Annotated in this window: 24 protein-coding genes and 1 pseudogene; 20 read left to right on the top strand and 5 right to left on the bottom strand. The window is 55.6% G+C overall.

The features are described 5' to 3' along the window. The first annotated feature begins 182 nt into the window (after positions 1–182). The 20 genes and pseudogenes from N909_RS0115135 to N909_RS0115040 form a co-directional block, all read left to right on the top strand. Positions 183–521 (top strand): P-II family nitrogen regulator, encoded by a 339-nt coding sequence (locus tag N909_RS0115135; RefSeq protein ID WP_029916601.1) that lies wholly within the window; start codon positions 183–185, stop codon positions 519–521. A gap of 58 nt (positions 522–579) precedes the next feature. Then, positions 580–1,920: an ammonium transporter gene (locus N909_RS0115130; RefSeq protein WP_029916600.1), complete on the top strand. Its 1,341-nt coding sequence runs from the start codon at positions 580–582 to the stop codon at positions 1,918–1,920. A gap of 310 nt (positions 1,921–2,230) precedes the next feature. Next, a complete protein-coding gene (locus N909_RS0115125; protein ID WP_029912640.1) occupies positions 2,231–2,569 on the top strand; it encodes a P-II family nitrogen regulator in 339 nt (112 codons plus the stop codon). Positions 2,570–2,624: 55 nt separating this feature from the next. Continuing rightward, positions 2,625–3,962, top strand: coding sequence for an ammonium transporter (locus N909_RS0115120; protein ID WP_051689805.1), 1,338 nt, complete (start codon positions 2,625–2,627; stop codon positions 3,960–3,962). Between the two features lie 77 nt (positions 3,963–4,039). Then, positions 4,040–4,603, top strand: coding sequence for an ANTAR domain-containing response regulator (locus N909_RS0115115; protein WP_029916596.1), 564 nt, complete (start codon positions 4,040–4,042; stop codon positions 4,601–4,603). A 1-nt stretch (position 4,604) separates the two neighbouring features. After that, entirely contained in the window at positions 4,605–5,405 is an 801-nt protein-coding gene (locus N909_RS0115110) for an NAD(+)--dinitrogen-reductase ADP-D-ribosyltransferase (protein ID WP_029916594.1), read from the top strand. Then, positions 5,402–6,298, top strand: coding sequence for an ADP-ribosyl-[dinitrogen reductase] hydrolase (gene draG, locus N909_RS0115105; protein WP_029916592.1), 897 nt, complete (start codon positions 5,402–5,404; stop codon positions 6,296–6,298). Before N909_RS0115110 ends, draG begins: the two co-directional genes overlap by 4 nt. Before the next feature lie 95 nt (positions 6,299–6,393). Next, on the top strand, positions 6,394–6,633 hold the full coding sequence (locus N909_RS0115100) for a hypothetical protein (RefSeq protein ID WP_029916590.1): 240 nt from the start codon (positions 6,394–6,396) through the stop codon (positions 6,631–6,633). A gap of 62 nt (positions 6,634–6,695) precedes the next feature. Further along, positions 6,696–6,986 carry a hypothetical protein gene (locus N909_RS0115095; RefSeq protein WP_029916588.1) on the top strand — a complete coding sequence of 97 codons (291 nt, stop codon included), beginning with the start codon at positions 6,696–6,698 and terminating at the stop codon, positions 6,984–6,986. Beyond that, complete coding sequence (locus tag N909_RS0115090) at positions 6,987–7,436, top strand: macro domain-containing protein (RefSeq protein ID WP_029916586.1); 450 nt, start codon at positions 6,987–6,989, stop codon at positions 7,434–7,436. Further along, complete coding sequence (locus N909_RS0115085) at positions 7,433–7,870, top strand: FKBP-type peptidyl-prolyl cis-trans isomerase (RefSeq protein ID WP_029916584.1); 438 nt, start codon at positions 7,433–7,435, stop codon at positions 7,868–7,870. The genes N909_RS0115090 and N909_RS0115085 overlap by 4 nt, the downstream gene beginning before the upstream one ends. Positions 7,871–8,542: 672 nt before the next feature. Continuing rightward, positions 8,543–9,406: a nitrogenase iron protein gene (gene nifH / locus N909_RS0115075; protein WP_029916580.1), complete on the top strand. Its 864-nt coding sequence runs from the start codon at positions 8,543–8,545 to the stop codon at positions 9,404–9,406. Between the two features lie 95 nt (positions 9,407–9,501). Further along, positions 9,502–10,944, top strand: a complete 1,443-nt coding sequence (nifD, locus tag N909_RS0115070; protein WP_029916578.1) for a nitrogenase molybdenum-iron protein alpha chain — start codon at positions 9,502–9,504, stop codon at positions 10,942–10,944. A gap of 169 nt (positions 10,945–11,113) precedes the next feature. Next, positions 11,114–12,577, top strand: a complete 1,464-nt coding sequence (nifK, locus tag N909_RS0115065; protein WP_029916576.1) for a nitrogenase molybdenum-iron protein subunit beta — start codon at positions 11,114–11,116, stop codon at positions 12,575–12,577. A gap of 127 nt (positions 12,578–12,704) precedes the next feature. Continuing rightward, positions 12,705–13,067: a nitrogen fixation protein NifX gene (gene nifX / locus N909_RS0115060; protein ID WP_029916573.1), complete on the top strand. Its 363-nt coding sequence runs from the start codon at positions 12,705–12,707 to the stop codon at positions 13,065–13,067. A 58-nt stretch (positions 13,068–13,125) separates the two neighbouring features. Further along, positions 13,126–13,395 (top strand): ferredoxin III, nif-specific, encoded by a 270-nt coding sequence (fdxB, locus tag N909_RS0115055; RefSeq protein ID WP_029916571.1) that lies wholly within the window; start codon positions 13,126–13,128, stop codon positions 13,393–13,395. Between the two features lie 13 nt (positions 13,396–13,408). Further along, positions 13,409–13,768 (top strand): NifB/NifX family molybdenum-iron cluster-binding protein, encoded by a 360-nt coding sequence (locus N909_RS0115050; RefSeq protein ID WP_029916569.1) that lies wholly within the window; start codon positions 13,409–13,411, stop codon positions 13,766–13,768. A 170-nt stretch (positions 13,769–13,938) separates the two neighbouring features. Then, entirely contained in the window at positions 13,939–14,094 is a 156-nt protein-coding gene (locus tag N909_RS25750) for a hypothetical protein (protein ID WP_155005951.1), read from the top strand. After that, positions 14,073–14,954 (top strand): radical SAM protein, encoded by an 882-nt coding sequence (locus tag N909_RS0115045; RefSeq protein WP_029916568.1) that lies wholly within the window; start codon positions 14,073–14,075, stop codon positions 14,952–14,954. The genes N909_RS25750 and N909_RS0115045 overlap by 22 nt, the downstream gene beginning before the upstream one ends. 197 nt (positions 14,955–15,151) lie before the next feature. Beyond that, positions 15,152–15,442 (top strand): annotated as a pseudogene (locus tag N909_RS0115040) (ArsC family (seleno)protein); the annotation flags it as partial. 70 nt (positions 15,443–15,512) lie between these two features. Here N909_RS0115040 and N909_RS0115035 read toward each other — a convergent pair. Genes N909_RS0115035 through nifE form a run of 5 tightly spaced genes read right to left on the bottom strand, consistent with a single transcriptional unit; the run spans position 15,513 to position 20,069 of the window. Beyond that, positions 15,513–15,893 (bottom strand): SseB family protein, encoded by a 381-nt coding sequence (locus tag N909_RS0115035; RefSeq protein ID WP_051689804.1) that lies wholly within the window; start codon positions 15,891–15,893, stop codon positions 15,513–15,515. Positions 15,894–15,918: 25 nt separating this feature from the next. After that, positions 15,919–16,338, bottom strand: a complete 420-nt coding sequence (locus tag N909_RS0115030; RefSeq protein ID WP_029916562.1) for a thioredoxin domain-containing protein — start codon at positions 16,336–16,338, stop codon at positions 15,919–15,921. An 11-nt stretch (positions 16,339–16,349) separates the two neighbouring features. Then, complete coding sequence (locus N909_RS0115025; protein ID WP_051689803.1) at positions 16,350–17,390, bottom strand: nitrogen fixation protein NifQ; 1,041 nt, start codon at positions 17,388–17,390, stop codon at positions 16,350–16,352. Positions 17,391–17,406: 16 nt separating this feature from the next. Then, positions 17,407–18,729 (bottom strand): nitrogenase iron-molybdenum cofactor biosynthesis protein NifN, encoded by a 1,323-nt coding sequence (gene nifN / locus N909_RS0115020; protein WP_029916559.1) that lies wholly within the window; start codon positions 18,727–18,729, stop codon positions 17,407–17,409. Beyond that, a complete protein-coding gene (gene nifE, locus N909_RS0115015) occupies positions 18,717–20,069 on the bottom strand; it encodes a nitrogenase iron-molybdenum cofactor biosynthesis protein NifE (RefSeq protein WP_029916558.1) in 1,353 nt (450 codons plus the stop codon). The genes nifN and nifE overlap by 13 nt, the downstream gene beginning before the upstream one ends. Positions 20,070–20,138: the final 69 nt, after the last annotated feature.

Raw genomic sequence — 20,138 nt, 5'->3', positions numbered from 1 at the left:
AGAAAAGAAGCATTATTTTTTTTGTTGGTATGGAGAATGCAAAATAGCGAGCAGGCCTGCGGGAACCAAGGTCCTGCTTACGGTTAGGAAATACCTCAATAATGTTTAGAGCAATGGCGCTCAAAACTCCTCGTAGAGTTTGAGCGCTTTTTTTATGACCACCTGACAAGGAGATTCTCAGGATGAAAAAAGTTGAATGCATTATCAAGCCCTTCAAGCTGGACGATGTGAAGGCCGCTATCACAGATCTGGGGATCAGCGGTATGACGGTTAGCGAAGTACGCGGTTTCGGCCGGCAAAAAGGCCACACCGAACTTTATCGCGGTGCCGAGTATCAGATCGACTTCATTCCCAAAATCAAAATCGAGCTGGTTGTTCCCGCTGAGCAGGTTGAGGAATTGGTCGCCACCATCCAGCGCGAAGCCTGCACCGGCCGCATCGGTGATGGCAAGATTTTCGTCAGCAACGCGGAACAGGCCATCAGAATTCGGACCGGCGAATCCGGCGAAGACGCTCTTTAAGCAAATCGGTTCACCGATTATTTTTTCCACCATATTTTATTGACAGGAGATATCTGACATGAGGAAACGCACCTCGATATTATTGCTCGCCCTGCTCTTCGGAGCACCGCTGCTGGCTGCCGCCGCCGATGCCGAGCCGATGACCGCCGATGCCGTACAAAACAACCTGAACTTTGTCTGGACCCTGGTCGCCGCCTTCCTGGTCTTCCTGATGCAGGCCGGATTCGCCATGGTCGAGGCCGGCTTCACCCGGGCCAAAAATGCCTGTAACATCATGATGAAAAACTTGATGGACTTTTCGGTCGGCTCCCTGGCCTTCTGGGCCGTTGGTTTCGGCCTGATGTTCGGCACCACCAATGGTCTGTTCGGCACCACCGATTTCTTCTTCAGCGGCGCAACCGGCGACGGTGAGGCCTGGAACTATGCTTTCTGGATGTTCCAGGTCGTGTTTGCGGCAACCGCCGCGACCATTATTTCCGGAGCGGTCGCCGAACGGACCAAATTCAGCGCCTACATGGTCTATTCGGTCTTTGTCTCCGCCTTGATTTATCCTATTTTCGGCGGCTGGGCCTGGGGTAGCCTGTTCCATGGCAGCGGCTGGCTGGAAGGGCTTGGCTTCATTGATTTCGCCGGTTCCTCCGTGGTCCACTCCGTCGGTGGCTGGTTGGCCCTGGCCGGAGCCATTGTGGTTGGCCCACGCGCCGGCAAATTTGACAAGAACGGCAACGTCAAACCGATTCCCGGGCATAACATTCCCATCGCCGCCCTGGGCGTTTTCCTGCTCTGGTTCGGCTGGTACGGATTCAACCCCGGTTCAACCACCACCGGTGACTCCTCCATCGCCATTATCGCTGTGACCACAACCCTGGCCGCTGCCGCTGGTGCCGTTTCGGCCATGCTGTACACCTGGTTCAAATTCGGTAAAAGCGATATCGGCATGACCCTCAACGGCGCGTTGGCCGGGCTGGTCGGCATCACCGCCGGATGTGCCAATGTCTCTGCGGTTTCCGCTGTAATTATCGGCCTGGTGGCCGGTATCCTGGTGGTTTTCTCGGTTATGTTTTTCGATAAAATCAAAGTCGACGATCCGGTCGGTGCTGTTTCTGTTCACGGCGTCTGTGGCGCCTGGGGAACCCTGGCTGCCGGACTCTTTGACTCGGCAGGCTTTTCCCTGCACACCGTCGGCGTGCAGTTGATCGGCATCGCAACCTGCTTTGCCTGGGCCTTCACCACCGGCTTCATTCTCTTTAAAGTGATCGACATGGTCATTGGTATGCGGGTCAGCAAAGAAGAAGAACTGGCCGGGCTCGATTTCTCGGAGCATGGCGCCAGCGCCTACCCCGACTTTCACACGGTCCGTCTCGGCTCCGTTTTCACCCCGGAAGACACCAAGAAATAATTCTTCCCACCTGTAGCAGTCAGGGCGCCTCTTTCCGTGGAGAGGCGCCCTGGCCTCTTTGGACCATCTCCGCCCAGTCACTCATTTGCATCGCACACAACGTCCCCCGTATCATCCGCTTGCGCAGCGGTGCTGATCAGCGCTTAAGCAGCCCTACACCAAGCCGCCTAAATTATAAGCATATCTCGCCATAAAAACTGCCTTCCTGCACGATCTCAGCACGTTACAAATTGGCACAATAGCTGCTAGATGAAGAGAATCAATGTTGTTTTTAATTCCCAGCCCCTCATTATCAAAGGAGCCCCTCAGGATGAAAAAAGTAGAATGTATCATCAAGCCGTTCAAGCTGGACGATGTCAAAGCGGCGATCACCGATCTCGGGATCAGTGGCATGACGGTCAGCGAAGTACGCGGTTTCGGCCGCCAGAAAGGGCACACCGAACTCTACCGCGGTGCCGAATACCAGATCGACTTCATTCCCAAGATCAAGATTGAGCTGGTGGTCTCCGACGACCAGGTCGACGGGCTGGTCAGCGCCATTCAGCGCGAAGCCTGCACCGGCCGCATCGGCGACGGCAAGATCTTCGTCAGCGCCATCGAACAGTCGATCAGGATCCGGACCGGCGAATCCGGGGAAGATTCCCTCTGATCCGCCCTTCACCATCAAAAGACACTTTATTCATATAGACAAGGAGATACACACCATGAAAAAAACGGTCCTGACCCTGGCGGCGATTCTGCTCGTCCCGAGCCTGGCCCTCGCAGCCGATGCCGAGCTGTCCTATGTTTTGAATACCTTTTCCTTTCTGGTCATGGGGGTGCTGGTGATGTGGATGGCCGCTGGGTTCGGCATGCTCGAATCCGGTCTGGTGCGCTCGAAGAACGTCGCCACCATCTGCCTGAAGAATATTTCCCTGTTCGGGATCGCCGGGATCCTTTTCTACCTGATCGGCTACAATCTGATGTACGCCGGGGTGGACGGCGGGTTCATCGGCAGTTTCGGGCTCTGGGGGCCGGATGACGCCGCGGCCCTGTCCGGCGATTATGCCGCCGGTTACGCCGCCTCATCCGACTGGTTCTTCCAGATGGTGTTCTGCGGTGCGGCCTGTTCGGTGGTCTCCGGCTGCGTGGCCGAGCGGATCAAGCTGTGGTCGTTCCTGGCCTTCTGCGTGGTGCTGACCGGGGTCATCTATCCGATCCAGGGGGCCTGGGTGTGGGGCGGCGGCTGGCTGTCCGAGATGGGGTTCACCGACTACGCCGGGTCGACCCTGGTCCACTCGGTGGGCGGCTGGGCCGCGCTGACCGGGGCGATCATCCTCGGTGCGCGCAAAGGCAAGTACGGCAAGGACGGGCGGGTCAACCCCTTCCCCGGTTCCAACATCCCCCTGGCCACCCTGGGCACCTTCATCCTGTGGATGGGCTGGTACGGGTTTAACGGCGGCTCGGTGCTGGCCCTGGGCAACGCCGCCAGCGCCATCGAAATGTCCAACGTCATGGTCAACACCAACCTGGCCGCCTGCGGCGGGATGATCGCCGCGATGATCCTGGTGCAGATCATGTACAAGAAGGTCGACGTGACCATGGCCCTGAACGGCGCGTTGGCCGGGCTGGTGTCGATCACCGCCGGGCCGGCGACGCCGTCGCTGGGCGCCGCGACCCTGATCGGCGCGGTCGGCGGGATCCTGGTGGTGTTGGCCGTACCGTTTTTCGACAAGCTCAAGATCGATGACGTGGTCGGCGCCTTGTCGGTTCACCTGGTGTGCGGGGTCTGGGGCACCCTGGCGGTGCCGATCACCAACTCTGAAGCGAGCTTCGTGACCCAGTTCATCGGTGTGGTCTCCATCGGCGCCTTCGTGATTGTGACCACCTCCATTACCTGGCTGGTGCTGAAGTATACGGTCGGGATCCGGGTCAGTGAAGAGGAAGAGATGCTTGGCTGCGATTCGGCCGAAATCGGCATGGAAGCCTATCCTGATTTCCAACGGGTCAGCATCGCAGGGTCAAGCGGTATTTCCGGCTACAATACGCCGCAGAGCCGTTAACTTTACCACCACTACTTCTCCGGCAGCCTTCCGTTCAGGTCGGGCGGAAGGTTGCCGACTGGCAAAGAGGACAACCCGTGAAAATAGCATTAGTCGTTGATGATGAACCCCTGATTCGGCGTCAGGTTGCCAAAGCCCTGGCCGATTATGGTTTCGATGAGATTTTTGAAGCGGCGGACGGCGCACAGGCTGTCGCTATGGCCGCGACCCACAGCCCGTTACTGACCGTGATGGATGTGACCATGCCGGTGATGGACGGGATTACCGCTGCCGGGAAAATCAACCGCAAGCCCTGTGGCGCTATCGTCCTGCTGACCGGCACCACGGACAGTGAAACCGTGTCCAAAGCCCAGGACGCAGGGGTGCATCAGTACCTGATGAAACCGTTCAAGGAAGAACAATTGAAAATTTCCGTGGATCTGGCCATTCATCAGTTTATTGAGCTCTCAAATCTGCGCGATGAAGTTGCTGCCCTCAAAGACAGCCTGGAAACCCGGAAATTGGTTGACCGGGCCAAAGGGTTGCTGATGAAGCAGGGGCTGAAGGAACCCGAAGCTCATCGCAAGATCCAGAAACTGGCCATGGACAAACGGAAGAGCCTCAAGGAAGTTGCCGAAGCCATCCTGCTGATGGAGGGCTGATCTGAACGAGCATGTCACCCCGATCAATCTGTGCAACCTGCCTCCCTGGTCGATTGCCTCCCGACACTACAACTGTCACCCGCAACCGCTGGAGATTCAGGGCGCACAGCATATCGGGCGCATGCTGTTCAAGGAACTGGAGCAGATTGCCGATCCGGAGTTGCGGGGCAGTCGTTTCCACGATTTCATGGATGTGACTTTCCAGTTGCACCAGTGGCAGCGGGAAGCTTCCCGCAGCTGTCAGAAGAGTCTCAAAAACAGCTATCTGCGCTTTTTGCGCGGCTGGCTGTTCGACAGCAACTCCATTGAAGGTGCGGTGCTCAAGGGGTGGGTCGAATCCCGTTTGGGCCTGGTCCCGACTTTTCATCGCAACAAAATCGCCGATATTCACTCCGAAGAATATTTTCAGTACATGGTCGATCGCATGAATGGATCGTCCCGCACCAGTGCGATCTTTTCGCAGCTTGATCTGCTCTATGAGTTCATTCAATACGAACTGCGCCGCCGTAAGCCCGATTGCCAGCACCTGGTTCTGTACCGCGGAGTGAACGATTTCGAGGAGCACGTGATTCTCGAAAAAACCGATAAAACCAGTTACATCATGCGCCTGAACAACCTTAATTCCTTCACCGCCGATTTCGAACGGGCTTGGGAATTCGGCAGCCGGGTCCTGCAGGTTGCGGTACCGCTGCCGAAAATCTTTTTTCTCTGCGGCATTCTCCCCAAGTCGCTGTTTCGCGGTGAAGACGAATACCTGGTCTTCGGCGGGGAATATGATGTCAAGGTCATGATCGGCGGATGAACGACCAAACGCAAATTCTGGAACGGGCAACGGCTGCGTTTCTGGGTCTGGCTTTGGGGGACGCTCTCGGCGCCACAACGGAATTCATGACTCCGGGCGAAATCCGCAGCAAGCACAAGGTCCATCGAAAAATCATCGGCGGCGGCTGGCTCGGCCTCAAAGCCGGACAGGTCACCGACGATACGGAAATGTCCCTGGCCCTGGCCAGAGCCCTGGTCCAGCGCCAGGGCTGGAGCCTGCCGCAGATCGCCGATAATTTTGTCGCCTGGATGCGCGGTAAACCCATCGATATCGGCTCCACGGTCCGCAAAGGGCTTCGCATGTACATGACCAGCGGCTGCCTGGAAGTGCCGCTGAACGAATGGGATGCCGGCAACGGGGCCGTGATGCGCATGGCCCCGGTCGCCCTGGTCACCCTGGGGGATAGCGAACTGTTGCAACAATGCGCGCTGCAGCAGGCCCGCCTGACCCATCATCATGTGCTTTCGGACGCGGCCTGTATTACGGTCGGAAAAATGGTGCAGACGGCCATTTGCGGCTGCGATCGTTTTGAACTGCACGCGTTGACCCGGGAGTTAACCAGCCAATACCCCAACTTCAGGTTCAACAAGTACCAAGGGCAGGCCAGCGGCTATGTGGTCGACACCCTGCAGACCGTATTTCACTACATCTTCAGCAGCGCCAGCTTTGAGGAATGCCTGATCGGTGTGGTCAACCAAGGAGGCGACGCCGATACCACCGGCGCCATCGCCGGGATGATCGCCGGAGCATTTTACGGCCTGGATGCCCTGCCCAGGTCATGGCTCAAACGGCTCGATGGGCAGGTCAGAAAAGAAATCGAAGAAATTACCCCGCGGCTGCTCAGTTTGTCCCCGTTGGCAAGAAATTTGTAAGACCGAAGACACAGAACAGAACCATCATCTCAGCAAGGTCAACGACGCCCATCTGCAGACAATGCAGCATGGGTTTTTCTTATCAGGAGCAGGTTATGAGTGAAACGGCACAATATCTGGCGATCGACCAGGTCGCAGCACAGTTGAAAACCACCGAACTTAATGTTCTGATGCACATCAAACGCGGGCTACTCAGCGGCCAGGAGCAGGACGGCCGCTGGGTGATCGCCGCCGACAGTCTACAGGCATTTCTCGCCAGCCCCGGCCACAAAAAGAGCAATGTCATCGTCTGTAAAAATCACGGTTGCGGATCGGGCTGCGGCTCCTGCGGTTGAACCGACAGCATTGGGCAGGCGCTTTTTAACCACCTGCCAATCCTGGCCAAGGAAGGAAAAGCATGGGAATTGAAATCAAACCCTCAGACCTGTATCACAAATATCTGCGTAAAAAAGAGACACGGGATGATCAAAAATTCACCGGCAAGCCGGATCCGCGCCCCTTCGACCGGGACGATCTGTATGAAGTGATCCCCATGTTCGAAGCGGTCATGGATGAAATCGGCAGCCAGGACGGACTGATCCTGGAGAAACTGGAGGAGATCATGATCTTCCAAATGCCGGGCTTTATTGCCAGCCGCGAAGACGTCTTCGATTTCCTGGTCTCCGTCGTCCGGGAACGGAGTCGCTAGATGATCCGCCTTCAGGAAATCAGTGGCGATCTGTGGGACTACCATCGGGACGGTGCGGTTGTTGCCATTACCGTCGGCGGGTTACTCAACAAAAATGGACTCTGCGCCATGCCGCGCGGCTGTGCCCGCCAGGCCGCCGAGCGGTTCCCCAGGTTGCCCTACACCCTGGGTGAGCAAATCAGGCGGTTCGGCCCGCATGTGTTTGACCTGGGGCAGCGAATCGTTTCGTTTCCGGTGGAGAACAGCCCCTACGACATGCCGGAGTTGAAGATCATCGGACAATCCTGCCGTGAACTGGTCGAACTCTGCGATTACAAGGGTTGGCCTGAAATCATCGTCCCCAGGCCGGGTTGCGGCCAGGGCGGCTTGCCCTGGCAGGAAGTGGCTCCAGTGCTTAAAAAATATTTTGATGATCGTTTTTTCATCATATCCTCAGGAGAAAAATCATGAAAACAGCCAAACCGGGCGACCTGGTCGCCGTGCACTACATAGGGACCCTTGACAACGGTCGAATCTTCGACAGCCGTGACGATGATGATCCGTTGACCATTACCCTCGGCCAGCAGGAAGTTTTCCCGGCGCTGGAAGCGGAGATCATCGGCATGAAAGAGGGGCAGGTCAAAAATATCATCCTTCCGGCTGAAGCCGCCTATGGTCCGCGCCGGCAGGAGAACATCCTCCAACTGGATAAAAAAGCTTTCCCGGCGGACAAAGAGCTGGCAGTCGGCCGCAAGCTGAACATCGAATTTGCCGACGGTGCGGCACGCACCATGATCATCACTGCCCTTGGGGAAGAAACCGTCACCCTTGACGGCAATCACGTGCTGGCCGGGCTTGAACTGACCTTTGCCCTGAAGCTGGCGGCGATTGTTCGTGAAGCCTGACCGTTTGTCGCCACGGTGCGGTGCCAGCGCGGGCCGCGGCCCTTTCTCTGCGGTTGCAAACCAGCCTAGGCGTTCCCGCTTATCCGACAAAAAAGATAAGGTATTTCATATGCTTAGATTCCTTGCAAAGGGCTGCAGCTGATGCTCATTTTCTGTGCATCGAAGGTTGCCGCGGCCGCTTATTTTTTTCGACCAGGTCTCAACAGACAGCGCACTTGATTTAATAGATCCTACAAAAACAATGAGTTAGCCGATTAATTGCAGTTTTGGCACGGCTAATGCTTATAGAGAAAGTAAAATCGCACAACAAGATCACGAGGTCGTGGTTCTGTTGGCAGACAGGTAACGAAGCCCAAAGAGAATACGCAACACGATGCGGATTCGTTTTTGGGCTTTCTTGTTTTACCCCCGAAAAAGCAGGAGACGCTTTTTCGAAAACTCCCAAGCAATTCCAGAACACCTTCACGGGCAGAGCCGCCCGCAAATCCAGACATTGGCAACAGGACCCAACAGGCACCTGCAACTTAATAAATCAGGCCTGGTTGACTGAATGCGCAGACAACATCAATGGAGATGCCGCCATAACTGCATTCAGTCAAACAGCCTAAACCTGGTGGACAACAGTTCACCGCAAAACCATTCCAGGAGGAAACCAAAATGGCAGAAAAGAAAATGAGGCAAATCGCTATCTACGGCAAAGGCGGCATCGGTAAATCCACAACCACACAGAATACTGTGGCCGGTCTTGCTGCCCTGGGCAAAAAAGTCATGATCGTCGGCTGTGATCCGAAGGCGGATTCCACCCGTTTGATCCTGCACGCCAAAGCCCAGGAAACCGTCATGGACAAAGTCCGCGAACTCGGAACCGTCGAAGATCTCGAGCTTGATGACGTTTTGCGGGTCGGCTACGCCGATATCAAATGTGTCGAGTCCGGCGGTCCCGAACCGGGCGTCGGCTGTGCCGGTCGTGGTGTTATCACCGCAATCAACTTCCTCGAAGAAGAAGGAGCTTATACCCCGGATCTTGATTTCGTGTTCTACGACGTCCTCGGTGACGTTGTCTGCGGTGGCTTCGCCATGCCGATCCGCGAAAACAAGGCTCAGGAGATCTACATCGTTGTGTCCGGCGAAATGATGGCCATGTACGCCGCCAACAACATTTCCAAAGGGATCGTGAAGTATGCTGCATCCGGTAGCGTGCGTCTGGCCGGCCTGATCTGCAACAGCCGGAATACCGACCGTGAAGCCGAGTTGATCACCGCTCTGGCCGAACGACTGGGCACGACCATGATCCACTTCGTGCCACGCGACAATCAGGTGCAGCGTGCCGAGCTGCGGCGGATGACCGTTATCGAGTACTCACCGGAGCACCCCCAGGCTGAAGAGTACCGGACCCTGGCCAGAAAGATTTCAGAGAACACCAACTTCGTTGTTCCGACCCCCATCGACATGGACGAACTCGAAGCCCTGCTGATGGAATTCGGCATTATGGAAGCTGAAGACGAGACGGTCGTCGGGGTTGCAGAAGGCGCTTAATTTATTGACAGCTCTGAAGTCAGGCCATAGCGGCCGCACTTGTCTGATCGAGATGTGCCTGACTTCGGAATTTTAACCGTTTGAAGGAGCAACAAATGGCTGAAAGAAAGCCCATCGCGGGCATCACTAAAGAAAGAACCGAGCAACTGATTGAAGAGACCCTCTCGGCAATGCCGGAGAAGGCACAGAAAAAGCGTGCCCCGCACCTGGGCGCCAACGAACCTTCAGTGTCCAGTTGTGCGGTCAAATCCAATAAAAAAGTCGTCCCTGGCGTCATGAGTCAGCGGGGCTGCGCTTATGCCGGTGCCAAAGGGGTGGTTTGGGGACCGATTCGTGACGTTGTGCACGTCTCTCACGGTCCCGTCGGCTGCGGCGTTTACAGCTGGGGAACACGTCGGAACCTGATGCAGGGAATTCCCGGGGTGACCTGTTTCCCCCTCGATTTCACTTCTGATTTCCAGGAAAAAGATATTGTTTACGGTGGCGACAAGAAACTCGAAAAACTGCTGCGTGAAGCAGACGAACTGTTCCCGCTCTGTAAAGGTCTTTCAGTGTTGTCGGAGTGCCCGGTCGGCCTGATCGGTGACGACATCAATGCCGTGACCAAGAAGATGGAAAAGGAACTCGGCAAACTGGTGATTCCCTGTAACTGTGAAGGTTTCCGGGGTGTCAGCCAGTCTCTGGGTCACCACATTTCCAACGACTCGATCCGTGACTTCGTCATCGGTAAACGGGAATTTCTTGACGCACCCGGTCCTTACGATATCGCCCTGATCGGCGACTACAATATCGGCGGCGATGTCTGGGCAGCCAAACCGATCCTTGAAGAAATGGGCCTCAACGTCAAGTCGATCTGGACCGGCGATGGCGAGATCGAAAAAATCGCTTCGACTTACCAGGTCAAACTGAACGTCATCCACTGCTACCGGTCCATGAACTACATGTGTAAGGTCATGGAAGAGAAATGGGGCATTCCCTGGATCGAATATAACTTCTTCGGACCGACCAAGATCGCCGAAAGTATTCGCGCTATTGCCGCCCGCTTTGATGACACCATCAAAGAAAAAGGCGAGCAGGTTATTGCCAAATACAGCGCCATGGCCCAGGCCGTGATCGATGAGTACAAACCGCGCCTGGAAGGCAAAACCGCCATGCTGTTCGTCGGTGGGCTGCGCCCCCGTCACACTGTTGGTGCCTATGAAGATCTCGGCATCCAGATCACTGGCACCGGGTATGAGTTCGCTCACCAGGACGACTATGATCGGACCGCTCCCGAGATGGCGAAAGGAACTTTGATCTATGATGACGTCTCTGAGTTTGAGCTGGAAAAGTTTGTCGAAGAATTCAAACCGGACCTGGTCGGCAGTGGAATCAAGGAGAAGTACGTCTTCCAAAAAGCCGGCATCCCCTTCCGCCAGATGCACAGCTGGGATTATTCCGGTCCTTATCACGGTTACGAAGGATTCAAAATCTTTGCCCGTGACATCGACATGGCGATCAATTCGCCTACGTGGGATTTAGTCAAGAGTCCTTTTTAACCATATATTTGAGAACCACACAGCAACAGAGAGCACTGCCGAGTCACGCGCCCGATGGCCGAACCGGTGAAACAGGAAAAATGTGCCCTCCCCCTCTCCCCAGAGGGTCGGGCGGCACATCAATCCGTATCTCAACGCAACTGTGGTGACGATAAAGGAGTTTATCGCCATGAGCGAAGTAGCAGTTAGACCATTGACCGAACATTCTCCGGAAGAGATCGAGCGTGTTAAAAACTGGATCAACACCGAAGAGTACAAAGAGAAAAACTTTGCCCGCGAAGCGTTAGTGATCAACCCGGCCCATGCCTGCCAGCCCCTTGGCGCACAGATGGTTGCTCACGGCTTTGAAGGCTCCCTGCCGTTTGTTCACGGCTCCCAGGGGTGTGCCTCTTACTTCCGCAGTACCTTCAGCCGCCATTTCCGCGAGCCGGCCGCCGCGACCGCCGACGCCATGACCGAGGACGGCGCTGTGTTCGGTGGCCAGAACAACCTCCACGAAGGACTGGAGAACGCCTATACCCTGTATAAGCCGAAACTGATGCCGATCTATACCACCTGCATGCCCGAGGTTATCGGCGACGACCTGACCGCGTTTATCAGAAATGCCAAGAACAAGGGTGTGATTCCGGAGGACTTGCCGACCCCGTACGCCAACACCCCGAGTTTCAACGGGACCCACATTCATGGCTACGACAGCATGCTGAATGCCATCCTGCAATACCTGACCGAAGGGCAGAAAGTCGAAGGTAAATGTACCGGCAAGCTGAACCTGATTCCTGGCTTTGACGGCAACACCGGCAACCTGCGCGAGTACAAGAAGTACCTCGAAGCCATGGATATTCCCTACACCATGATGGCTGACATCACCGATGTCTTTGATTCGGTCTGTGACGGCGAATACCGCATGTATCCAGGCGGTACCAAACTGGAAGATGCGGCCGATTCCATCAATGGTAAGGCCACCATTTCACTGATGAAATACAGCACCTTGAACACCATGAAATGGATCGGCACCGAATATTCCGGGGTCAAGGAAACCCTGCCGCTGCCCATGGGAATCAAGAAGACCGACGCCTTCCTGATGAAACTCAGTGAACTGTTCGGCAAACCGATTCCGCAATCCTTGAAGGATGAACGTGGTCGCGCCGTCGACGCTATGACCGATGCCCATCAGTACATCCACGGCAAGAAATTTGCCGTTGCCGGCGACCCGGATTACCTGCTCGGCATCGTCTCCTTCCTGCTCGAAATGGGAGCTATTCCGTACCATATCCTCTGTTCCCGTTCGAACAAGAAATTTGCCAAGGAAATGCAGGCTCTGCTTGATACCTCGCCGCTGTATGGCAGCCAGGGCAGCGTCTACGTCAACAAAGACCTCTGGCACATGCGCAGCCTGTGCATGACCGATCCGGTCGACGCCATCATCGGCGATACCCACTGCAAATGGGTTGCTCGTGATGCCAAGATCCCGCACTTCCGCATCGGCTTCCCGGTCATGGACCGGGTCAATATCCACCGGACCCCGGTGATCGGCTATCAGGGCGCCATCAACTTCCTGACCGTGATCGCCAACAAGTTTCTGGATATCAAAGATGAAACCTGTGAAGACCAGTGGTTTGAAATGATGCGTTAGCAAACTGTCCGGCGGGCAGAAAGCCTCTGCCCGCCGGCCTTCGGGTGCTCAAAACAAGATGGGACGAAAGATGATTCGGACCAGAAAGCTTCAGCTCATAGATCAGAAACGGGAACGAGGTGAGTACATGAAAGTTGCATTTGCAAGCACGGATAAAATCCATATCGATGAACACTTTGGCCGTGCGGAACAGTTTTACATCTGGGATATCAGCTCCGACAGCGCCGAATTCAACGGTATCGTCCAGGTTAAAAGCGAAGGTGACGATGAAGCGGACCGGATCGAGGCACGCTGCAGCGGTCTGGAAGAATGTGCTCTGGTCTATGTCGCTGAGATAGGCGGTCCGGCTGCCGCCCGTCTGGTCGCCAAAAAAATTCATCCGTTGAAAAGCAAGGACCGCGCACCGATCCAGGAAACCGTGACCAAGCTGCAGGAAGTTCTACAGGGCAACCCACCCCCCTGGCTGAGAAAAGCCATGCTGAAAAAATAGACCGTCTGATAACAAAGACCCCATTGAACACGAAATATTTATTTAAAAGGAGAACAAGATGGCCTTATTGACTGGGAAAACCAGAGGGGGAGCAGACTGGACCCCGACCTTTGCAAATGCAATCGACCCGGAGAAGTGCATCGGCTGCGGCCGCTGCTACAAAGCCTGCTCGCGCAATGTCCTCGGCCCGGAAGACATTGAAGATGAAGAAAATTACAGTACCCGGATGGTCATGACCATTGCCAACCCCGATAACTGTATCGGCTGTGCCGGCTGTGGCGTCACCTGTCCCAAGAAGTGCTTCAGCTTCATCACGCTGGAAGCCTGAAAACCGATTGACGATGCGCATTGCCGTCGCCTCAAAATCAGCCGTCACCGTGGACCAGCACTTCGGGCATGCTCAACGCTTCCTGATTTACGATTATACGGAAGGGATCATCGAACAGCTGGCCGCCGTTGAGGTCGAAAAGTACTGTTCCTACGATCCTGACAACCCCTTTCGCCACCGGCAGTTCGGCGGCATTCTCAGCGCCCTGGAAGGCTGTCAGGCTGTGGTGACGGCACAGATTGGAGAACTGCCCAAAAAGGAGCTGCTCAAAGCGGGGATTGTCCCGGTCAGCACCTCCGTAGCCATCGCGGATGCGTTGAAGATGGCTTATGACATTGTCAACTCCGGGATTCTGGAACGGATCAAAAAATAACCCGGGATCTTGGCTATGCCTTATTTTTATTCAACCCGCTCATTTTTTAAGCTGCTATTGCCTCTGGCAAGGGTAACACGTGATCCTGAGGTGCGCGTGTTACCCCCTTTTTTTTAATTGCCCATGGCATATTGTATGCATATTAAAAACCTGAATAAAATGAGCAGACGGTGAAATTTTCCAGACATAATGATGTGTCAAAAAGAAAAGGCAATGAAGCCCTGGGCGATGACAATCGTTCAGGGCTTTTTTTATCAGCAACGGTGCTTGATCCACAACCTCACGTTATGACAGGAGAACCGTTATGGCAAGCACTTGCCCGATGATGAAAATGAAGAAACAGTCAGACCATCCCTGCTTCGGCGGCGACCATAACAAAGCCGGCCGGATTCACCTGCCGGTCGCGCCCGGCTGTAATATCAAGTGCGGATTCTGTGAGCGGAAATTCGATTGTGCCAATGAAAGCCGGCCGGGGATTACCAGCAGAGTGCTGACCCCTGAGCAAGGCGTTGAGCGCGTTCGCCTGGTACAACGCCATATGGCTTCCCAAAACGGGCCACAACTGAAAGTCGTCGGTATTGCCGGCCCCGGCGATCCGCTGGCTAATCCGAAAACCTTCGAAACCTTCGAACTGGTTCGCCAGGCTTTTCCTGACATGACCCTGTGCCTGTCCACCAACGGCCTGCGCCTGCCCGAAAATATCGAACGGATCGCGGCGTTAGGGATTCACAGCCTGACCGTCACGATTAACGCCTTAAGCGCCGAAACCGGCGCCAAGGTCTATGAATGGATCAAATACGATCGGCTGAAACTTAGCGGAGTCGAAGGAGCGGCTTTCTTGTTGCAAAAACAGCTGGAAGGCGTCCGCCTGGCCGCCAAGGCTGGGCTCATGGTCAAAATCAACCATGTCTATATCCCCGGCATCAATGACCATGAAACCCTTGATCTGGCCGTCAAAGTCAGAGAACTGGGCGCGGATATGATGAACATCATGCCGGTGATCCCCATCGGTCTGTTCAAGGATGTCGAACCGCCCTCAGAGCTGACCATGGAGCTGGTCCGCAACCAGGCAGAATTGATCCTCTCGCAGGCGCGTCACTGCAAGCAATGCCGCGCCGATGCCGCCGGTTTGATCGGTAAGGATATCGACCTGGAAAAACTTGAAGCCAGCCAACTGGCCAGCTGAGCAAAATCACCAGACAATGAATGACAAAGCGGTAGGCTGCAACAGCGAGCCTACCGCTTTTTTCTTTTCAAACCCACCACCCTATTGTAAATTTCGATAGAAAACCACCGTAACCTGCCACCTCAACCCTCTTTTATCAGGAGACCATCATGCAGATCGATTGGGCTTATCTTCGCAAAGGCTGAACCTCCTGCCAGAAAGCTCAGGAGTTTCTTGAGCAGGAAAAGATTGCTATCGAGCAAACCATCGATGCCCGTAAAATACGCATGGACAACGACGCTGCCTGGGATTTACTCAACCAAGCAGAGCAGATTATCGTTGCCAAGGGCAAAAAAATTCAGATTTTTGCTGATCCGGCAGGCGACAGAGAGGAAGTGCTACGCCAGGTGATGGGACCGAGCGGCAACCTGCGCGCTCCGACTTTGCAGCAGGGCAAGCGGTTTCTGATCGGTTTTCACGACCAGGCATATGCGGAATGGTTGAAATAGAAGAAATAGACCTTGGCAGGTTGATGCACAACAGCCTGCCAAGTGCGCCGGACGCTCTCGGCGACCGAACTTAAGGCATGGCCGCCAGCTCTTTTAACCAGCTGATTTCATCCGGAACCAGTTCCTTGCCAAACCCGCTGCCGATATTGATGGCCCAGTTCAGCCCGGCGGGAGTGAATCCTGCCAACGCGGCTCCGGAGAGGACGGCAAAGGACAGCTCTTTTTTACCCCAGGACGAGAGTCGTTCCTCACTGTCAAACAACATCAGATAAGGTTTCCCTTCGGCCTCGACCAGCAATGGTGTAACCGCTTCCGGCTGGGACGCTCCGGGTTGGCTGTCCGCCGAGTCCAGCGGCACATAAAAATCCGTGGACAGGACCAGCCGATAGTATTGCTCCTGCTCATTGTCGTCTGCGATATATTTTTCCAGGGCCTCATCCAAAGGGCTCATAAATCATCTCCTTTCTCTGTCAACATCAGCCTGCCTCGCCCGTGCTGACGACGCAGGGGCAATTTTTCGGATCCCGTTCGCCGACTGCTTCAAGTTTCAAGCCGATCCAGTTATGCACCTGCGCGACATCAAACCCGGCCAGGCATTCATTATCGACCTGCAACAGGGGCCTGACGATGTACAACGGCTGCCTGATCATCAAATCCAGAGCTTCGGCGGCCGAGATCGCGGCAGGGTTGAATTGACCGGCCTTGATCTGGGGATGGGTCGGATTGAACCACTCCCGCACCGGCCGCGCCCCAAAAAACTCACACAACCGGGCAGCGGACCACTTCTCCGTGAGCAGATCACGCACCTCCAGGGTATGCCCCGACGCCTGGAGGATTTCCTTTTGTTTGCGGTTGCCCGAACAGCCGGGCTTTTCCCAGAAAATAATGTGGGCCATGGTTTACTCCGTCATTGCAGAACAGGTTCTTCTTCATCGACAAAACAGAGGGAATAATCGCTGCAGTCACCACAATTGGGATTTTTGCACAGGATGCCCCCGTTCAATTCACAAACCTGTTTGAAGAAGAACCGCTTCCAGCGCATGTTGTTGTGATTGGCAGCAGCCAACCTGGGTAAGTGCCGTTGAATCGCAGCCGACAACTGAGAACGTTGAAAAAAACCCATGGCCACCCATAAATGCCCCGGATAAGACGCTCTGGCCGCTAAAATGCGTACCAGCAACTCGCCAGCCTGCCGTTCCTGAACGGAAGCCTCGGTGTCGAGATAACCCTGTAACAGGGTCTGCACGTCCGCGTTGATGTCCGGCAGGGGCGGAAACTTATTGCCCCGATAGCGCTCCAGCAAGGTCTTGTCGAAACTAGGGAAAAAAGTCGCCAGAATCCGCTCCGTGGCTCGCTCATCCAGCCCCAGGGCCGGATGAAGCGGCCAGGAATCCTGACTGGCTACGGTCAGCAGGCAGGCAAACATCTGCCGGTCCTCAATCTCCGGTTGAGACAAAGCCGGAACGCTGGCGGCCAGTAGCGCCTTGTAGAGCGGATCGGTCTTTTGTACCCGGGGGCTGCCATCAGGCTGTTCGGGAACCAGTTGCACAGCGACCGGCCGTGCCGCATCCCGAGCACTGGCAACCGCAGCGTGGAGGGCTTCACTGGCCAGTTCTGCGCAGTAGGACCGTTCGGCCGGCAGGCTGTAATTGAGGCGCTGATTGATCGCCGCGCTGGTCACCCCGGCGATGTCCTGAAGCTTGCGCCCTTCACACAGTTCCGCAGCAGCAGCACAGGCCGCAATGGTATAACCGCAGCCGAACACTTGAAAGCGCACTTTCTGGATCCGTTCACGGTGCACCTGCAAGGTAAACCGCACCGCCAGCCGATTGCCGACGTTACCCCCGTCAAGACCGGTTTCGCCGATCCCATCGGGCTGTTCAATAAATCCCACATGACTCGGATCATTCACATATTTCAGGAGATTGTCGGAATATTCATTCATCATGGGTATCCCACCTCGGTTAAGCGCTCTGTTTCATTTGCGCAGCAATCCGTTGCTGTTGTTCTTCATGCATTTGGCTGGCGATATTGGCGATCTCAAACAGGAAGTAGGCTCCCCCCTCATAAAGAATATCGTTTTTCAGGGGATTGCCGACCTGTTCCCAATTGGGAAAGCCGCGCATCACGGTTTTCTTCCCGTAGCGGTGAGCCAGCGCCTCGGTATGACAGTTGCCAATGATCAACTCGTAGGTGTCGCTCATTTTTTCAGCATCTTCCAGGTCACCAACGATGATTTTTTCCGCAACGATTTCATTCAGCACCGGCGAATCCACGGTTGCCACCGCCAGGGCAACGGTGCCCCCGGCTTCGCTGAGAGAGGCAGATAAAGCCACCAGATGATCAGGCTCGCCGACAACCAGAAAACGTGTCTGGCCAAGGGCAAAATGGCTGTCGAGCATGGCATCCTGGAGCCGCTTGCGCCAGCGTTCCACCACCGCACCAGGGAGGTCCCGCCCGCTGACTTCGAGAAGCCAGCCCACCAGGGCATCGGTTCCGACCAGTCCGCTGACATGGTTGAAATGCTGATGGCGGATCGCCGGATTCTTTTTCTGCAGGATTGCCGCGACCCCTTTGACCGAATGCCCAACCGTCACCACATAAGCGGCATCCGCCAACTGTTTAAGCTCTGCGACTTGGACGCCACCGCTGCTCAAAGAAGCCTGCTTCTCCCCCAAATGGCCATCCAGCGAGGTGGACAGGTCCGGCACCGCGACGACCGTGAAACCAAAGCTGGCTATGAGATCCTTCAGTTTTTCGACCTCAATCGGCTGCATGCTGACATGCGGGACCAGCACGACCTTGCCGGCATTGATCTCGCTTCGCGGTTCGACGAGCTGATCGATCAGCGCCTTGGCAGTAAGCGCCCAGCCGCTTTCCAAGCCACCTTCATAGTCCGGGGTATTCACATAAACCAGGGGGCAATCGATCTGTCGGGCGACGCCGCGGATGTCATCCCCCTTGGTTTCCGGCAGGCCGGTGGTGTGGAGCCCGATCAGTTTGGGGCTAACTTTGCTGTGGATGTTCTTTATCGACTCGACAATACTGTAATCGCCACCATCAAGAATGGCGGTCACATCCGTGACGGCAGTGGTCTGCAGAGCGATCGGCTCACTGAAATGGCGGGTAAAGTAGACCTTGGTAAAACTTGCGCAGCCCTGCCCCCCATGCATCAGCGGCATGCAGCAGTCAACCCCGAGGAAGGCCAGGGTCGCGCCCATCGGCTGAGACAGTTTGTGCGGATTGACTTGCAGCGGCTTGACCGATTTGCGAATTACTTCTCCCATGGGGCTTTCCTTCCCACCAGTGCGAACACCGGGTTCTGCAGCGAGTTTTTAAGATCTTCCGCCAGAGTCAGCAGACCGTTGTAAGCGCCGTAGCTTTTCTTTTTCTCCTGATTGACATCGGTAAAGGCGATGCGCTTTTTGATGGCGGTATACAGGGAGCGCCCTCCGGCGAGGAGCAGATCGGCTCCTGTTTCGTCGATAATCTTGGCCTGCTGGGTCGCCGGGGTCGTCATCAGCACGCCCTTTTCTCCCAGATATTCCCGCGCTTTGACCTTATCGTCCTCGGTCGATTTACGGACCGAAGTCGCCACCACCTCAATCCCCAGGTCCTGCAACGCCGAAGCGATGGACCAGGCCTTGTTCCCGCCGGTATTCAGCACCGCCTTCTTGCCGGCAAACACCTGGCGGTAAGGGACCAGCCGCTCTTCCAGACGGGCTTCCTCACGAGCGATGAGCTGACGTGTCCGTTCGATCAGCGCGGCATCGCCCAGGGCTTCAGCAATGGCCATAATGCCATTGGAGGTATCGCGCTTGCCGTAAAAGGAGCAGGAGATCCAGGGGATACCATACTGTTCATGCATCTTGCGAGTCAGGGAAACCAGGGCTTTGGCGCAGACAATCACATTCAGCCGGGCACGGTGGGCGGTGCGGATCTGGCTGATTCGACCATCCCCGCTCAGGGTCGAGAGGACGCGAATCCCCAATTCATCCAAGAGGGGTTTGTACTGCCACATATCGCCGGTGACATTGTGATCACCGATCAGGTTGATATCGAAGGGCGTGGTTTCTTCGGGCTCCAGAGTTCCGACCAGATGTCGCAGAACCGCCTCCCCGGCCAACCGGCTGCCCAGGTTCTTGCCGCCGACAAACCCGGGAGCGTGAACCGGGACACAGGGGATGCCATGTTGTGCAGAAGCCTGCTTGCAGACAAGGTCGAGGTCGTCCCCGATCAGGGCGGTGACACAGGTTGAATACACAAAAACGGCTTGGGGTGAATAATTGCTGACGATGTAAGCAATCGCTTCAGCCAGCCGTTCTTCCCCGCTGAAAACGACATCATTGATATTGATGTCCGTGGTAAAGCCCATTTGGGTCAGATCTCGCCCCGTCCAACTGGTCCCGGTCAGGCGCGTTTCCCAGCTCCCTCCCAGGCAGGTCATCGGCCCGTGCACCAGGTGTGCCGCATCCGCAAACGGAAACAACGCGATCTGGGCACCGTCAATGGCACAGCCACCGGTTGTTGCACCCGGTGTCGGCGTATTGCAGGTCGCTTTTTTGGTTTTGTTATGCTCGCAGGCGCTTTCGTCAAGCAGATCTTTGATTTTCGGTTTTGCAGACACAGCAGAGTCCTTTCCGATAAACGCTTATTCCTGAATTCGTCTGGCTGAAGCTCTCGGGAGCCCAAGCGG

Origin of the sequence: Pelobacter seleniigenes DSM 18267 (assembly GCF_000711225.1) — a bacterium.
Taxonomy (GTDB): Bacteria; Desulfobacterota; Desulfuromonadia; order Desulfuromonadales; family Geopsychrobacteraceae; genus Seleniibacterium; species Seleniibacterium seleniigenes.
Note: the sequence above shows the minus strand (reverse complement) of the source record. Positions and strands in the feature narration are given on the sequence as shown.

What these genes read in the sequence shown, in the direction of transcription:
- N909_RS0115135 (WP_029916601.1), top strand. Translation starts at nt 183, where the DNA reads ATGAAAAAAGTTGAATGCATTATCAAGCCCTTCAAGCTGGACGATGTG.
- N909_RS0115130 (WP_029916600.1), top strand. Translation starts at nt 580, where the DNA reads ATGAGGAAACGCACCTCGATATTATTGCTCGCCCTGCTCTTCGGAGCA.
- N909_RS0115125 (WP_029912640.1), top strand. Translation starts at nt 2,231, where the DNA reads ATGAAAAAAGTAGAATGTATCATCAAGCCGTTCAAGCTGGACGATGTC.
- N909_RS0115120 (WP_051689805.1), top strand. Translation starts at nt 2,625, where the DNA reads ATGAAAAAAACGGTCCTGACCCTGGCGGCGATTCTGCTCGTCCCGAGC.
- draG (WP_029916592.1), top strand. Translation starts at nt 5,402, where the DNA reads ATGAACGACCAAACGCAAATTCTGGAACGGGCAACGGCTGCGTTTCTG.
- N909_RS0115100 (WP_029916590.1), top strand. Translation starts at nt 6,394, where the DNA reads ATGAGTGAAACGGCACAATATCTGGCGATCGACCAGGTCGCAGCACAG.
- N909_RS0115095 (WP_029916588.1), top strand. Translation starts at nt 6,696, where the DNA reads ATGGGAATTGAAATCAAACCCTCAGACCTGTATCACAAATATCTGCGT.
- N909_RS0115090 (WP_029916586.1), top strand. Translation starts at nt 6,987, where the DNA reads ATGATCCGCCTTCAGGAAATCAGTGGCGATCTGTGGGACTACCATCGG.
- N909_RS0115085 (WP_029916584.1), top strand. Translation starts at nt 7,433, where the DNA reads ATGAAAACAGCCAAACCGGGCGACCTGGTCGCCGTGCACTACATAGGG.
- nifH (WP_029916580.1), top strand. Translation starts at nt 8,543, where the DNA reads ATGAGGCAAATCGCTATCTACGGCAAAGGCGGCATCGGTAAATCCACA.
- nifD (WP_029916578.1), top strand. Translation starts at nt 9,502, where the DNA reads ATGGCTGAAAGAAAGCCCATCGCGGGCATCACTAAAGAAAGAACCGAG.
- nifK (WP_029916576.1), top strand. Translation starts at nt 11,114, where the DNA reads ATGAGCGAAGTAGCAGTTAGACCATTGACCGAACATTCTCCGGAAGAG.
- nifX (WP_029916573.1), top strand. Translation starts at nt 12,705, where the DNA reads ATGAAAGTTGCATTTGCAAGCACGGATAAAATCCATATCGATGAACAC.
- fdxB (WP_029916571.1), top strand. Translation starts at nt 13,126, where the DNA reads ATGGCCTTATTGACTGGGAAAACCAGAGGGGGAGCAGACTGGACCCCG.
- N909_RS0115050 (WP_029916569.1), top strand. Translation starts at nt 13,409, where the DNA reads ATGCGCATTGCCGTCGCCTCAAAATCAGCCGTCACCGTGGACCAGCAC.
- N909_RS0115045 (WP_029916568.1), top strand. Translation starts at nt 14,073, where the DNA reads ATGGCAAGCACTTGCCCGATGATGAAAATGAAGAAACAGTCAGACCAT.
- N909_RS0115035 (WP_051689804.1), bottom strand. Translation starts at nt 15,893, where the DNA reads ATGAGCCCTTTGGATGAGGCCCTGGAAAAATATATCGCAGACGACAAT.
- N909_RS0115030 (WP_029916562.1), bottom strand. Translation starts at nt 16,338, where the DNA reads ATGGCCCACATTATTTTCTGGGAAAAGCCCGGCTGTTCGGGCAACCGC.
- N909_RS0115025 (WP_051689803.1), bottom strand. Translation starts at nt 17,390, where the DNA reads ATGATGAATGAATATTCCGACAATCTCCTGAAATATGTGAATGATCCG.
- nifN (WP_029916559.1), bottom strand. Translation starts at nt 18,729, where the DNA reads ATGGGAGAAGTAATTCGCAAATCGGTCAAGCCGCTGCAAGTCAATCCG.